A 13,219-nucleotide genomic window follows, 5' to 3' on the forward strand; every position below is an offset into this window, starting at 1 on the left:
GCAGGAGCCCGTTGAGGGGCTTCTGCTTTTTCGCTTTATTAAAAACTGCTCTTTAATCAAAGCTGTACCTTTCTTCCTTCCATGGATTCCCCCTCATATGGTAGCCGTTCTTCTCCCAAAATCCGGGATGGTTTTCCTTTGTAAATTGTATGCCTCTCAGCCATTTCGCGCTTTTCCAGAAATAGAGGTGCGGCATGACCGCTCTAAGCGGAAAGCCGTGCTCGGGAGTGAGCGGAGCACCGTTGTAAGAATGGGCGAGCAGCGAGGAATCCATCAAAAAGTCTTCCAAAGGAACATTTGCCGTCCATCCCTCCTCAGCGTGCAGGATGACGTACCGCGCTTCATTAAGCGGCTTTGCCCTTTCCGCGATTTCCTTTGTTTTGACCCCTTTCCAGACATTATCGAGCTTCGACCATCCCGTTACACAGTGAATGTCATTTGTCACTTCGCTCTGCGGCATTTTTTTCAGCTCGTCAAAGGTTAACAGAAGCGGACATTCTACAAGGCCGTAGATTTGCAGATTCCATTTTGACAAATCGTGATAATCGGGGACGCTGCCCGCATGAAGAACCGGAAATGACGTTGTAACATTTTGGTTAGGAGGAACTCTGTCAGACAAATTGTGCCGTTTTATTTTCCCGAAAAACATTCAATCTCCCCTTTTGTTAACTTTTTTATTTTATAGGTTGACAAATTGTTTGCCGATCTCTTACGATAAGTGTGTGAATGGCTTTCTAGGAGGAACAAACATGAAAAAGCAAAAGCTTCGCGCCGGTGACATGGCGCTTGTCGGAATGTTTGCCGCCCTGATGGGGATCGGCGCCAATATCACATCGTTTGCCCCGTTTCTGCAAATCGGCGGTATTCCGCTTACAATGCAGCCCTTCTTCTGCCTGTTGGCGGGTCTGCTGCTCGGACGAAGGCTGGGTACGCTTGCGATGATCGTTTATGCTCTCGTCGGCTTTATAGGAGCCCCTGTTTTCGCGCAATTTTCGGCCGGGATTTCCGCTCTTTTCAAAGGAAGCGGCGGATTTATTTTATCCTATATCCCTGCCGCCTATGCCGCCGGATGGTTGACCGACCGTAAAGCCGAACCTGAAAGCAAGCATTTTTTAGCGGCTTCCGTCATCGGAACGGTCATCATTTATATCATCGGTGTCAACTATATGTATCTTGCTTTTAAATATTGGCTCAACACGCCGGTACCTTATGCCGCAGCATGGACATCAATGGTCTGGTTTTTCATCAAGGATATGGCATTCTCCATTGTGCTCGCCGCTCTTGCACCAAAAGTGTATCGCGCCGTTCAAAAAGGGGCCGGTTTTAACCGAAATGCCTCTTATTAAAAAACAGAACCCCCTTCGAGGTTCTGTTTTTATTTTAACAAATTTTTTTCAAAGCACAGCCGCTGCGATCCAGCCAAACACGATAAGCGGAATATTATAATAGATGAACGTCGGAACACATGTGTCCCAAATGTGGTGGTGCTGTCCGTCCGCATTTAAACCGGATGTCGGGCCGAGCGTACTGTCGCTTGCCGGAGAGCCGGCATCGCCTAAGGCAGCCGCCGTTCCGATAATGGCGATCGTCGCCATCGGGCTGAATCCGAGCTGCAGGCAGAGCGGAACAAAGATTGTCGTGATAATCGGAATCGTCGCAAACGATGAGCCGATCCCCATCGTAATCAGCAGTCCGACGATCAGCATCAAGAGCGCTCCGATCGTCTGGCTGTGATGGATCATACTCGTCGATGCTTCAACAAGCGATTTTACATCTCCCGTTTTGTTCAGCACCGCGGCAAATCCCGCCGCTGCAAGCATGACAAATCCGATAAACGCCATCATATTCATTCCGTTCGTGATCAATTCGTCGGCTTCGCCTCTTTTCATCACTCCGGATACGAGCAGAACCGCAAGGCCGCTCAGCGCACCGAAAATCATCCCGTCGACGTTTAAGCTCTGTGATAAATAGAGCTGCACGGCCAGGGAAACAGCGATCGCCAGAAGTGCAATCGCGAGGCTCTTTTTCGTATAAGGCGCAGGCTTTTCGCCGGCGATTGCCTTTGTTTCGTATGTGCGGGGTTTACGGTATACAAAAATGGAAAGGATCAATCCGACAACCATTCCCGCCACCGGAATGATCATCGCATACGGGATATCGTTCATCGAAACGGAAAGCCCCGAATCTTTCATATTATCCCGCAAAATCCCCTGGAAAATCTGTCCGAACCCAACCGGAAGCAAAATATAAGGAGCCGTTAATCCGAAGGTGATGACGCATGCGACCAACCTGCGGTCAACTTGAAGCTCGTTAAAAATTTTCAACAATGGCGGTATCATAACCGGGATAAAGGCAATATGGATGGGAACGACATTTTGTGAAAAACACGAAACAATTAAAATAACAAAAATAATTAACACTTTCGATAGCGTTTTTCTCCTTGTGTCCCCTTCTTTGCCGACCAGCTTCACAGAAGCCTCGACCATCGCATCCGGAAGGCCCGTTTTTGTCAAAGCAGCCGCAAATGCGCCGAGAAGCGCGTAGCTGACCGCTATCGTCGCATTTCCTCCAAGTCCGTCCGTAAACACACTGACCGTCTCACCAAGGCTGAGACCGCCCGTCAGCCCGCCGGCCAGCGCGCCCAACACAAGGGCAATGACAACATTGACGCGCAGCAGGCTTAATATAAGCATAATGAAAACCGCAATCACAACTGCATTCATATAAGAAACCTCCGAAAAAACGCTTTAGTTTGCTAATGTAGTAGATAATTAAAGTAATGAACGTATATTATCATATTTTTAACTGCTGCGTCAATGAGGCTTTCACAATTAGAAATTTTATCCACAAACTAAAAAACCTCTTCATAAACTGAAGAGGTTTATAAATTTCCGTCAAACCGTTCGACAAATGTGACCAGGGTTCTTACCATTACGCCCGTTCCGCCCTTCGGTCCGAAGCATGTGCTCCCATTTGCCGTTGCCGTGCCGGCTATGTCAAGATGCACCCATGGCGTCTGCTCTGCGAATTCCCCGAGAAACGTCCCGGCCATGATGGCGTGCCCTTCTCTTCCCGGTGAGTTATTCAAATCGGCCATCTGGCTGTTTTTCACTTTCTTCTTATCCTTTTCTGTGATCGGAAGCTGCCAGATCGCTTCGCCCGCTTCTTCAGCCGCCTGACGCACCTGATCATAAAGCTTGTCATGATTCGTCATCGCTCCTGTCGTATCGGTGCCGAGGGCAACGACGACACCTCCGGTAAGTGTTGCTACATCGATCAGCACGGAGGCTCCGTGATGCTTGGCGTATGTCAGGGCGTCGGCAAGAGCAAGCCTTCCTTCAGCATCCGTATTTAAAATTTCAATCGTTTTGCCGCTAAGCGATACAATCACGTCATCCGGCTTCATGGCGCTTGCAGAAATCATGTTGTCTGTAGAAGGTATCACGGCAAGAACGTTTTGTTCAGGACGCAATTCGCCGATCGCTTCCATCGCGCCTAGCACGCTGGCCGCGCCCCCCATATCCGACTTCATGCCGACGATGCCTGACTTCGTTTTCAAGGAGTAGCCTCCCGTATCAAACGTGATCCCTTTGCCGACCAAACCGATGACATCGTCCCACGTATCTTTCCCCTGATATTTTAATACAATCATTTTCGGCGGCTCATCAGATCCTTGATTGACCGCCAGCAGTCCGCCCATGCCGAGCTCTTCCATTTCGCGCTTTTCGAGGATTTCACATTCAAATTCGTATTTGGCGGCAAGCTCGGCTGCGTATGATGCAAGATCTGTCGCGGTCAGCATGTTGCCCGGCATGTTCACGAGCGTTCTCGCCGAATTCGTCGCGTGTCCGTACACTTGGCCGACATGCAGGCTTGCCTGGATCTCCTTCAAATCATGGTCTGTAAGAACATAAACGTTTTGGAGAGGCCGTTCGGGTTCATTTGATTTATGTTTGTAATCCTGCACTTCATAGCAGGACAGCATGCACGATTCCGCCAAAGCATGTGCGGCATCGTTTGCATGAACCTGCTCCGAAACAAAGCTGTCAAGGAAAACCGTCATTTCCTGTTTCCGGTCTTTGTGAATCATTTGTACGGCTTCGGCAAAGCATTGCTTCGCATCATCAAACGTAAATTCGGCTTCCCTCCCCAATCCGACGACATACAGCCGTTTAACTCCGGGAAGTGACGGGGTAAATATTTTAGACACTTTCGCTTTTTTGGAAGATACGTCCCCGTCCTTTAACAGCTGTGAGAGCTGACCGTGTAAAATGCGGTCGATCTCTTCGGCTTTTCCGTACAATTGGCTTTTGTTAAACAGTCCGAGCAGCAGCGTTTCTTTTTGCTCAAAATCGTGAAAGGCATAAAACATGTGATCACAGCTCCTTACAAGCAGAGTGAGTAAAAATGAGGCAACAATGTTATAATAGGAAAAACATTTTTCCTAATTGCATTCCATATCTTTATTTTAGCAAATAAATCTCTGAATTCATCTTTATTTTCCTTATAGAAAGGATGTTCTGTAAAATGGAAATCCTCAACAACTTTCCCTTGCTGGCAAGCTTCGCCGCAATTCTTTTCGCCCAGTTTATCAAAGTGCCCATCTTCTTCATCGTCTCCAAAAAGTGGGATTGGCGGCTTGTAACAAGCACGGGAGGCATGCCGAGCTCGCATTCGGCAGCCGTCACGGCGATTTCGACGGGAATCGCGCTTGAGCACGGGATGGATTCGTCTTTGTTTGCCGTCTCTTCGATCTTTGCCGTCATTACCATGTTTGACGCAACCGGAGTCAGAAGGCATGCCGGGGAACAGGCCACCGTTCTCAACCGGCTTGTCAGCGACTTTAACCGCTTCGTCAATGAAGCGAAGGATTTCCCGAAATCCCACCAGGAAGAAAAGCAAAAAAAATTAAAAGAGCTGCTTGGGCACCAGCCGATTGAAGTCTTTTTCGGAGGGCTGACGGGAATCGCCCTGACGCTGCTCCTTGACTATTTATTTATGTAACATAAAAAAACGTTTAAGCTCATCAGGAGCTTAAACGTTTATTCTTTTGCCATCTTGTATTTCTGCCTGAATACCTGCATCGATTTGTTTTCGTTCAGCTTTGACAGATCCTCTTCGGTCACGGAGCCGTTTCCTTTCTTGATGACATACACATCAAGGGTTTTCTTCCCCCATTCATTGTAGACGTCATCTACCGTTTCATAATACAGGTCAAGGCGGTTTCCTTTAATAGCCGATCCCGTGTCCGCCACTACGCCGTAACCGTAGTCCGGAATAAACAAAATCGTCCCGATCGGAAAAACAGACGGATCTGCCGCAACCGTCGAATACAAATCCCTTTTGACCTTTACGCCGGAATATGTAACCCCGTATTCGGGATGATGGGGCTGTTTGCCCGTAGATTCGACTCCGGCCGTGTAACCCGTCGCGACCACTTTTTGTTTCGGATATTTGCTCCAGTCAAAAGCATCCTCAAGCTTTTTCGGTTTGTTTTTAATTTGTTTTGCGGCTGATAATGACGTCTTGTCCGCTTTTTCTTTCGGAAGTGATTTAAACGTCAGATATAATTGTTTTAAGGGTAAATCCCGTTCCTTTGCCCAGTTCGATAAATCCTGCGCTTCCACTCCTGAGACCGCAATGAAAGTCGTCATGAAAGCCAGGGCAAACAAAACTGACATGAAGAAGCGCCTGAATAGAGTCATCGCTTTTTTCAATTCTTTCCACTCCTCTCACCATCTAGTTGTTTCCAACAGGAAAGAAAAGTATTCAAACGGCGAGAGAATTTCAAGAAAAGTATGAAAATTACCAATAAAAAAAAGCCTTCCACGAGTGCAATAGAAGGCTTAAAACATTTGATATCCTCTTTTTCGCAGCGCTTTGATCGTGACTCCAGAGAGAAGGGCTCCGGCCATCCCGCTTGCCAAAATCATGATATCCGCCGCCGCCAAAGAAGCCACACGGTTAAACAGTCCGGAAAACGCATCTCCGGGAGCCTCTACATAGCGGATCAGCTTTTCCTGATTAACGATGAAAAGGCATACAATCGGGTATATAACAGCCATAATCCAAGACATTCTAAGCAGCATGTTCAACAAAAAACCGATGCCGAAAAACAGCACGAAAAACAAGACAATCGAAATGATGACAACCGGTAAACTAATCAAGCTTTCCACCCCCATGTAACCACTTTTAGTTTACATTGGAGCAGGAAGATGAGTCAATCATTGGAAGGACGAATCAGCGGACTTTTCCTGTGCCTTGGCAGTTGCTGCACGTTTCTGATCCGCCGAGCAAAAGCTGAAAATACCCTTTGCCTGAACAAAATGTACACGATGAGTCAGAATGCTGAGCCGAAGAAGTCTTCATGATAAACACACCTTTTTCTCAATTTTCAGATAATAATACCATGAACGCTGTCAATGATAAAGTGAGAAAATATAACAGATTATTCGATGTAAGCGCTTAAAGATTAAGTATTCTTTCTTTTTCTTTTGTTTTTATAGTTTTAATCAGCCTGCAGAAAGAAGCTGCAGGCTGTTTCTTCATTAGAAAAACTTAAATTTCCCTTTTTTCAGCACGAGCCCCGGTCCGCCGATCAGGAAAAGCGAGCGGTTGTCGATGATTTTTTTCATCATTGAAGCCTTCGTTCCCGTCATTTTTTTGCCGAAAGCGACACCGATTGCATCGTGCTCGCCGAGGGAAGCGACAGAACCTTTATTATCAAACCGAAACGCCTCTGTCTCTTTGCCGTGTATCAATGCAGCGATGTTTTTAGCACACGTTTCGCCCTGCTGCATTGAAATCTGGGCAGTCGGCGGAAATGGGCGGTCATTTTCCTCATTGATGACAAGGGAGCAGTCGCCGATGACGAAAATATTGTCATGGCCTTCGACCCTGAGATCAGGCTTCACCTTGACGCGGCCGCGCATGTTTTCGAATCCTGATTCTTCAATGACCGGATTTCCGCGGACACCTGCCGCCCATACGACCGTTCCGGCTTTTATTTCCTCAGTCTTGTCGTCCTTGCCGACGATGATGCCGTCAGGCGTGCATTCTTTTACAGCAGTGCCGATCTTGAATTCGACTCCTTTTCCTTCAAGATAGTTCACCGCGTAATCGACAAGTTCCGGATCAAACCCCGGGAGAACGGACGGCGCCGCTTCCACGCAGATCAAGTTGACCTTCTGGCGGTCAATATCGTATTCCCTGCACAGTTCGGGGATGCGGTTGGCCAGCTCGCCCAAAAATTCAATCCCGGTAAAGCCCGCCCCTCCGACGACGATCGTCAGGCGCTCAGGACGTTTTTCTGCTTCTGTGTTATATGTTGCAAACTGATATTCAATATGCTCGCGAAGCTGGCGGGACGTGTTGATATTCGCAATCGGGAAAGCATGCTCCCGCAAACCGGAAATTCCAAACGTCTCAGGGATAGCCCCCAGCGCAACGACCAGGTAGTCGTATGACAGCTCTCCGGTTTCGAGGACGACCTTGTTTTCTTCTTTATTAATTTTCGTTACCGTATCCTTTACAAAGCGGACACGCGATTGGTTGATGACGTCTTTGATCGGATAGCGGCATCTGTCATGATGAAGCGTCCCTGCGCTCGCCTCGTGCATCCATGTTGTTTCATAATGATAGTTGTGCTTATTGACAAGCGTGATTTCTGCTTCGTTAACGCCGATTTTCCTGACGAGTCTTGTGACAGTCATTAATCCTCCATAACCTGCACCTAACACTACTACTTTTGGCTTATTCAACGGAATCACATCCACCTTTTCTATATTTTACTGGCAAGCCGGATAAAAATAGCCTTTGGGTTATTTTCAACAAGATGCCGGCTTTTTATCAAAAAAAGTTTGTGAAATCCTTCACTTTAAGAACACCAAAAAGCTGAATGCTGTCCATCTAATCGACGTAAAAGTTTCATAAAGATGTAACAATTTATTCACAACTACATCATAACGATTCATATTTGTTTTTTCAAGGTTCGATATGCTTGATAAAACGTTCGGGTTGATCAAACTCGGTAAGATTTTCTTACAAAGATCCTCGGAAAAATCCCGCACGCTCGTATTTATTTTATGTGATATGATATAATTAAGAACATTTTTCATTTAGGGGGCATCATTTTCATGCGTGAAGACTCAAAAGTATATGATATTACAATCATCGGAGGCGGCCCTGTCGGCTTGTTCACCGCGTTTTACGGCGGAATGCGGCAAGCGAGCGTCAAAATTATCGAAAGCCTGCCGCAGCTCGGCGGCCAGCTGTCCGCTTTATATCCGGAAAAATATATATATGATGTAGCCGGCTTCCCTAAAATCCGCGCACAGGAACTCGTCGACAATTTAAAGGAGCAGATGGCTAAATTCGACCAAACCGTTTGTCTCGAGCAAGCAGTTGAAAGCGTCGAAAAACAGGCAGACGGAATCTTTAAGCTCGTTACAAACGAAGAAATCCATTATTCAAAAACGGTGATCATTACTGCCGGAAACGGCGCATTCAAGCCGAGAAAGCTTGAACTCGAATCAGCGGAACGTTTTGAAGGTGCGAACCTGCACTACTTTATCGATGATTTGAACAAATTCGCCGGCAAGCGCGTCGCCGTATTGGGAGGCGGAGACTCTGCCGTGGACTGGGCGCTCATGCTTGAACCGATCGCGAAAGAAGTGTCCATCATTCACCGCCGCGACAAATTCCGCGCTCATGAGCACAGCGTAGAAAATCTGCACAACTCAAAAGTCAACGTGCTGACCCCGTTTGTTCCGACCGAGTTGATCGGCGAAACAAACATTGAACAGATCGTCATTGAGGAAGTCAAAGGGGAAAGAAAGGAAATCCTTGACGTGGATGATGTCATTGTCAACTTCGGATTTGTCTCATCCCTCGGCCCGATCAAAAACTGGGGGCTTGAAATCGAGAAAAACTCCATCAAAGTCAAATCCACGATGGAAACGAACATCCCCGGCTTCTATGCCGCCGGCGACATCTGCACATACGATGGGAAGGTCAAGCTGATTGCCAGCGGATTCGGTGAAGCACCGACAGCCGTCAACAATGCAAAAGCTTATATGGACCCGAAAGCGCGCGTTCAGCCGCTTCATTCGACAAGTATGTTTGAAAATAAATAATAAAAAGGAGCCTGACCACCGGCTCCTTTTTATTTCAACAGTCTTATATACGAAAAGATCGTCCCTAAAATCAGGACAACCGTCAGCACGCCAACAATGCCTGCAGTACCTAGGATGATGCGGTCTTTGATTTTATCAGCTTTTGGCAGAGGATCCTTGCCGCCGCACGCTTCGCATACTTTTGAACTGTACGGGATCAGCTGATCGCAATGTCTGCACTTGATCTTTTCTTCCATGGTTGCACTCCTTTTCAAATGTCGGGCTTAAGTTCCAAAAGGAAACTTGTCCAGTATAGAATAACAAATGAACGAATAGAATGTCTTAGGATTCACAAAATATTCTTACATGCTCCATAAAAACCCTTGTGAGGAAGTGACGTTATGTCTTACTACAACAATCGTAATCAAGAACCTTTGCCGAAAGAAGATGTCAATACGTGGGAGTGTACGGCAGAAGACTGCAACGGATGGATGAGGAAAAACTTTACAAGCAGCGAGCGTCCTTTATGTCCTCTTTGCAATCAGGAAATGGTAAGCGGAACCCGCTTCTTGACGTCGATCACCAACAATACAAGCAACCTTCACCGCCTCTTCAACCGAAAATAAAACACCCTTTCCGGCCCGCTCTCTGCAGAAGGGTTTTGCGTGCATTTTGAGCGGACCGGAGCTTTCGCATGCATATGTAAGGGTCGCCATGTGAGCAGAAAAAAATACGCCTTTCTTCGCGATGGAAGAAAGGTGCATTTTTCGTTAGTTTATTACCGGCCTCTTCCGGTGTTCGCCGCTGTCCATAATACAGAGACGCGTCCGTACGTGAGTGCTCTTATAATAGTCTCAATCTTTTTTCCCAACCTATTTGTTTCGTAAAAAAGAGCTTTTCCCCATTCGAGCAAAAACTCAAAATATCCTCGCTTGAAACCAAGGATAGACTCCTTCATAAAGAAAGGAAGTTAACTTTTATAGTGTTTGCAGAGAGATCTACCCTATGAACCAGAATTTCATTTGATGTAAAGGAGCATACACAGATCGCAGCTTAGATAAATGGTCTACAGGTATCTGACGCTATAAAAGGCATTATAAATAAAGAATAAAGACGCCGACAAAGGCGTCTTTACTTTTTAGTACTCACATTCTTTCTCCTGACATTCAGGCTTTTCTTCCGCATCGACTGACGATACTCCTATCTCATCATTAGTTTTGTCATAAAGTCCATAGAACTCTTTTTCCTTATTACCATTCAAGTATCCTTCCACGGAAATGCCGCCCATAGGATTTATTTTATAATCATTATAGTATGTAATCTGCTCTATATCGTTGTAATTGGCTTTTATATAGCTTTCCATTTTATCTTTCGCTCGGTTAAAAAGTTCTTGTTCTGCTTCTTTTTTATCATCTTGGTACTTCATGTAAATACCCCCTAATGCTATAATTACTACAGAGATTAGGATAATTATGTATTTTTTCATAAACTCATCCTTTCTTAAATTAATGTTACATCAACTCTGAGGTGTTGTACATGTCTAAAAACATTGACGTGCCAAAAGTCAGTGATCGAGAATATTTTTACATAAGTCAATTATCTTATGATTACGAAACCCTTAAGAATCACTTAGAAACACAGAAACCACTAAAATTAAATTCTTCTTCTAGATGGTACGTTAACCAAATAAAGTCGGATGACGATACAGGGCTCGATGCAGTTGTATTAGAACAAGCCGAAAATAAAAACGGCAAGTGGATAAAATCGGATCACCCGAAAAATGTCGTCGTAGCTTTCGCAGGCACTGATCTCTTAAAAGATCCGGAAGCAGACGGTGCAAAAGCAGATATTGAAAATGTCACTATTGGATTAGACCCTAAACAGCAGACAGAATATATTGTCGAAAAAGACGCAAAAGATACGTCAAAAACGCTTGGGGTATATACTCGATCAATGGAGCAGCTCCAGATGATGGAGTCTGGAAACTATAAAGTGATTACAAAGACAACTCAAATCGATCAAGCCGATCAATTGGTTAGAGAAATTAAACAAAAGTATAAAGGCACTTCGACGATCGTTTCAACGACAGGACACTCGCTCGGAGGTGCTGAGGCAGAATACAGCGCAGTCAACAATAATGTTTATGCAGTAGCATTCAACAGTCCGTCTATCGTAAAGCTTCATACAGAAGAAAAACAGAGGCAAATCAATAACGGGGAATATAACTCTTATGTAAAATCGATCATCAATCCGGACGACATGGTTGGTTCCGGCTGGTGGGACGAATTTGATCGCCACAACGGGACAACCATCTACACAAAAGACCCTTCCATCGCAACGTCTAATCGCGAGAAAAGGCTTGACGGCAATAAGCTCCAACAGGTCGGAAGAAACCTCATGTATTTCGCGAATACGCTGATCTTCCAAAACCCGGATACTCATGGCCTCAATAAAGGAAACTTTGTATTCGACGAAGACGGCAACGTTCAAAATGTTGAAGGCGATGAACTCGTCTACGATAAAAATTTAAAAGCAATGCTTCCGGCTGAAGTCGTTTCCGGGAGCGGCGCGATTAAAGTCACCCCCGAAGTCGCTAAGCAGCTTGCGGAAAAAGTAAATGCGATTATAAACGACCTGCGTACGATGAAAAGAGAAGCGGAAAACGCCTACCAGGAACATGACGCTGCGATAAGCGATCTGAAATACGATACCTATCGCCAGGTCGGTCACGGCTTATACGATCAGCTTACGCTCGGTGATGTAAACAATACGCTGAATGATTTGGCGCAGTCGTTTGATAAAAAAGGGAATCCGCTGTTTTACGATGTCGATGCCGAAGCGGCCTATATCGCGTCATTGCAGGATACGATTTCAGATTTAGAGGAGATCAGCGGTTATCTGGCGCAAATCGCAAAAGATTTTAAATCAAAAGACAAGATGCTCGCAAACTGGTTAAAGTTATAGGAGATGAGTAAATGGATACGTTAGATCAAATAATCAAAAAGCAGAACGACCCAATGGAAAAGCGCAGGCAGCTTGCTATGCTGAAAACGGGTATGAGGGGTGTGGCCGGAACCAAGCTTGAATCTGTTCAAAATACCCTCAGACCGAAATTTAAGGTGGACGACATTCAAAAGGAAATGAACACCGTCTATTCCTCGCTTCTCTACAGCTTCCAAGGAAAAGCGCAGCAGGCGCTCGCACAGCGGATCAGCCAAAGCGCTCAGAAGCTTATTCATACGGAGCAGGACGGAGAAAGCTTTGTGAATGGGTTTAAGCCAAGATAAAAGACGCCAAATCGGCGTCTTAAAAACATTAATACACTGTCAGCACTCTTCCGGCTTCCCGGCGTTCGCCGCCGTCCGGAATGAAGAGCCGCAGCCGCACGATGCGATGGCGTTCGGGTTGTCGATCGTAAATCATTCGATCAGTTTCCGATAGATGAAAACCCCGCCATATCAACGTTTATAAACGATTTATACGATTGTTATTGTTCGAAATGGTTGTTAATGCCGCTCTTTCGTAGCGACGGATCTCGTTAACAACATGATACCCAAACTTCCCCGGTCTGGCAAGCGTTGCTATGCGTAATTTAACGAAAAAAAGCGCCCCATCCGATTATGGACAGGGCGGTATGTTATTTCGCTTCGAGTATTTCCCGTTTTTTCTTCTCGTATTCCTCTTCCGTTATGGCTCCCGATTCTTTTAGCGCGACCCATTTCATAAGCTCGTCGGCATCGCTCGACACGGCCGCAGACGAAGAGGACTGCGCTTCCTCTATGTATTGATCGATCAACTCTTTGCATTTTAAGAAATCCGGATATTGTTTTTTCCCTATCATCAGCGTATTTTCGTTCTTGGCCGCGTCAATTACCCATTTTCCTGACGCTTCCTTGCTGCCGCTGAATATAAACGAAATATAGCCGGCGAGTATTTTACCAGGCTTTTTCATTTCGACAGCGGAGATCGATTTTATTTGGATTTCTTTTTCTTTGCCCCCGTGGTATGTTCCGCGTTTGTGTTTAATGATTACCTTTGACCGCGAAACCGTGATCGATCCCGTGTTAGATTCAAAAGTTTTCCCTTCCTCCATTTTATCGCCCCCT

General features: G+C 45.8%; 16 protein-coding genes and 1 pseudogene. 6 read left to right on the forward strand and 11 right to left on the reverse strand.

Annotation, left to right across the window (positions count from 1 at the left end; translation table 11 throughout):
• Positions 1 to 52: 52 nt before the first annotated feature.
• A complete protein-coding gene (locus AB447_RS08555; protein ID WP_057957519.1) occupies positions 53 to 649 on the reverse strand; it encodes a sulfite oxidase-like oxidoreductase in 597 nt (198 codons plus the stop codon).
• A 100-nt stretch (positions 650 to 749) separates the two neighbouring features.
• Here AB447_RS08555 and AB447_RS08560 point away from each other — a divergent pair, with 100 nt between their 5' ends.
• Positions 750 to 1,346, forward strand: coding sequence for a biotin transporter BioY (locus AB447_RS08560; RefSeq protein WP_048406729.1), 597 nt, complete (start codon positions 750 to 752; stop codon positions 1,344 to 1,346).
• A gap of 48 nt (positions 1,347 to 1,394) precedes the next feature.
• Here AB447_RS08560 and AB447_RS08565 read toward each other — a convergent pair whose 3' ends face one another.
• Together AB447_RS08565 and AB447_RS08570 are read right to left on the reverse strand one after the other, a co-directional pair.
• Entirely contained in the window at positions 1,395 to 2,723 is a 1,329-nt protein-coding gene (locus tag AB447_RS08565; protein WP_057957520.1) for a Na+/H+ antiporter family protein, read from the reverse strand.
• 158 nt (positions 2,724 to 2,881) lie between these two features.
• On the reverse strand, positions 2,882 to 4,372 hold the full coding sequence (locus AB447_RS08570) for a leucyl aminopeptidase (RefSeq protein WP_048406728.1): 1,491 nt from the start codon (positions 4,370 to 4,372) through the stop codon (positions 2,882 to 2,884).
• Positions 4,373 to 4,527: 155 nt separating this feature from the next.
• On the opposite strand from AB447_RS08570, the gene AB447_RS08575 reads away from it, so the two are divergent.
• On the forward strand, positions 4,528 to 5,004 hold the full coding sequence (locus tag AB447_RS08575; RefSeq protein WP_048406727.1) for a divergent PAP2 family protein: 477 nt from the start codon (positions 4,528 to 4,530) through the stop codon (positions 5,002 to 5,004).
• A gap of 38 nt (positions 5,005 to 5,042) precedes the next feature.
• Here the strand turns inward: AB447_RS08575 and AB447_RS08580 are convergent, their stop codons facing one another.
• From AB447_RS08580 to AB447_RS08595, 4 genes are all read right to left on the reverse strand, one after another.
• Positions 5,043 to 5,705 carry a 3D domain-containing protein gene (locus AB447_RS08580; RefSeq protein ID WP_048406750.1) on the reverse strand — a complete coding sequence of 221 codons (663 nt, stop codon included), beginning with the start codon at positions 5,703 to 5,705 and terminating at the stop codon, positions 5,043 to 5,045.
• 141 nt (positions 5,706 to 5,846) lie between these two features.
• Complete coding sequence (locus AB447_RS08585) at positions 5,847 to 6,167, reverse strand: YuiB family protein (protein WP_048406726.1); 321 nt, start codon at positions 6,165 to 6,167, stop codon at positions 5,847 to 5,849.
• Between the two features lie 73 nt (positions 6,168 to 6,240).
• Positions 6,241 to 6,369 (reverse strand): YuiA family protein, encoded by a 129-nt coding sequence (locus AB447_RS26215; protein ID WP_048406725.1) that lies wholly within the window; start codon positions 6,367 to 6,369, stop codon positions 6,241 to 6,243.
• Between the two features lie 179 nt (positions 6,370 to 6,548).
• Complete coding sequence (locus tag AB447_RS08595; protein ID WP_172796334.1) at positions 6,549 to 7,766, reverse strand: NAD(P)/FAD-dependent oxidoreductase; 1,218 nt, start codon at positions 7,764 to 7,766, stop codon at positions 6,549 to 6,551.
• Between the two features lie 369 nt (positions 7,767 to 8,135).
• Here AB447_RS08595 and yumC point away from each other — a divergent pair, with 369 nt between their 5' ends.
• Positions 8,136 to 9,134, forward strand: coding sequence for a ferredoxin--NADP reductase 2 (yumC, locus tag AB447_RS08605; RefSeq protein ID WP_048406722.1), 999 nt, complete (start codon positions 8,136 to 8,138; stop codon positions 9,132 to 9,134).
• A 29-nt stretch (positions 9,135 to 9,163) separates the two neighbouring features.
• Here yumC and AB447_RS08610 read toward each other — a convergent pair whose 3' ends face one another.
• On the reverse strand, positions 9,164 to 9,370 hold the full coding sequence (locus tag AB447_RS08610) for a hypothetical protein (RefSeq protein WP_046131627.1): 207 nt from the start codon (positions 9,368 to 9,370) through the stop codon (positions 9,164 to 9,166).
• Between the two features lie 144 nt (positions 9,371 to 9,514).
• On the opposite strand from AB447_RS08610, the gene AB447_RS25110 reads away from it, so the two are divergent.
• Complete coding sequence (locus AB447_RS25110; protein WP_082142492.1) at positions 9,515 to 9,739, forward strand: cold-shock protein; 225 nt, start codon at positions 9,515 to 9,517, stop codon at positions 9,737 to 9,739.
• A gap of 512 nt (positions 9,740 to 10,251) precedes the next feature.
• On the opposite strand, the gene AB447_RS08620 is transcribed toward AB447_RS25110, so the two are convergent.
• On the reverse strand, positions 10,252 to 10,539 hold the full coding sequence (locus AB447_RS08620) for a DUF1433 domain-containing protein (RefSeq protein ID WP_082142495.1): 288 nt from the start codon (positions 10,537 to 10,539) through the stop codon (positions 10,252 to 10,254).
• 110 nt (positions 10,540 to 10,649) lie between these two features.
• Here AB447_RS08620 and AB447_RS08625 point away from each other — a divergent pair, with 110 nt between their 5' ends.
• Entirely contained in the window at positions 10,650 to 12,077 is a 1,428-nt protein-coding gene (locus tag AB447_RS08625; RefSeq protein WP_057957522.1) for a lipase, read from the forward strand.
• Between the two features lie 11 nt (positions 12,078 to 12,088).
• Positions 12,089 to 12,400 (forward strand): hypothetical protein, encoded by a 312-nt coding sequence (locus AB447_RS08630; RefSeq protein ID WP_048353160.1) that lies wholly within the window; start codon positions 12,089 to 12,091, stop codon positions 12,398 to 12,400.
• Positions 12,401 to 12,439: 39 nt separating this feature from the next.
• On the opposite strand, the pseudogene AB447_RS25115 reads toward AB447_RS08630, so the two are convergent.
• Both AB447_RS25115 and AB447_RS08635 read right to left on the reverse strand, forming a co-directional pair.
• Positions 12,440 to 12,532: pseudogene (locus AB447_RS25115) on the reverse strand (iron-sulfur cluster assembly accessory protein); the annotation flags it as partial.
• A gap of 218 nt (positions 12,533 to 12,750) precedes the next feature.
• A complete protein-coding gene (locus AB447_RS08635) occupies positions 12,751 to 13,206 on the reverse strand; it encodes an SHOCT domain-containing protein (RefSeq protein ID WP_048353161.1) in 456 nt (151 codons plus the stop codon).
• Positions 13,207 to 13,219 lie beyond the last annotated feature (13 nt).

The organism is Bacillus glycinifermentans (assembly GCF_001042475.2).
Classification (GTDB): Bacteria; Bacillota; Bacilli; order Bacillales; family Bacillaceae; genus Bacillus; species Bacillus glycinifermentans.

Excerpts from the sequence above, each read along its gene's own strand:
- AB447_RS08625 (WP_057957522.1), top strand. The coding sequence starts at position 10,650 with ATGTCTAAAAACATTGACGTGCCAAAAGTCAGTGATCGAGAATATTTT.
- yumC (WP_048406722.1), top strand. The coding sequence starts at position 8,136 with ATGCGTGAAGACTCAAAAGTATATGATATTACAATCATCGGAGGCGGC.
- AB447_RS25110 (WP_082142492.1), top strand. The coding sequence starts at position 9,515 with ATGTCTTACTACAACAATCGTAATCAAGAACCTTTGCCGAAAGAAGAT.
- AB447_RS08570 (WP_048406728.1), bottom strand. The coding sequence starts at position 4,372 with ATGTTTTATGCCTTTCACGATTTTGAGCAAAAAGAAACGCTGCTGCTC.
- AB447_RS26215 (WP_048406725.1), bottom strand. The coding sequence starts at position 6,369 with ATGAAGACTTCTTCGGCTCAGCATTCTGACTCATCGTGTACATTTTGT.
- AB447_RS08610 (WP_046131627.1), bottom strand. The coding sequence starts at position 9,370 with ATGGAAGAAAAGATCAAGTGCAGACATTGCGATCAGCTGATCCCGTAC.
- AB447_RS08565 (WP_057957520.1), bottom strand. The coding sequence starts at position 2,723 with ATGAATGCAGTTGTGATTGCGGTTTTCATTATGCTTATATTAAGCCTG.
- AB447_RS08555 (WP_057957519.1), bottom strand. The coding sequence starts at position 649 with ATGTTTTTCGGGAAAATAAAACGGCACAATTTGTCTGACAGAGTTCCT.
- AB447_RS08575 (WP_048406727.1), top strand. The coding sequence starts at position 4,528 with ATGGAAATCCTCAACAACTTTCCCTTGCTGGCAAGCTTCGCCGCAATT.
- AB447_RS08630 (WP_048353160.1), top strand. The coding sequence starts at position 12,089 with ATGGATACGTTAGATCAAATAATCAAAAAGCAGAACGACCCAATGGAA.
- AB447_RS08580 (WP_048406750.1), bottom strand. The coding sequence starts at position 5,705 with ATGACTCTATTCAGGCGCTTCTTCATGTCAGTTTTGTTTGCCCTGGCT.
- AB447_RS08635 (WP_048353161.1), bottom strand. The coding sequence starts at position 13,206 with ATGGAGGAAGGGAAAACTTTTGAATCTAACACGGGATCGATCACGGTT.
- AB447_RS08620 (WP_082142495.1), bottom strand. The coding sequence starts at position 10,539 with ATGAAGTACCAAGATGATAAAAAAGAAGCAGAACAAGAACTTTTTAAC.
- AB447_RS08560 (WP_048406729.1), top strand. The coding sequence starts at position 750 with ATGAAAAAGCAAAAGCTTCGCGCCGGTGACATGGCGCTTGTCGGAATG.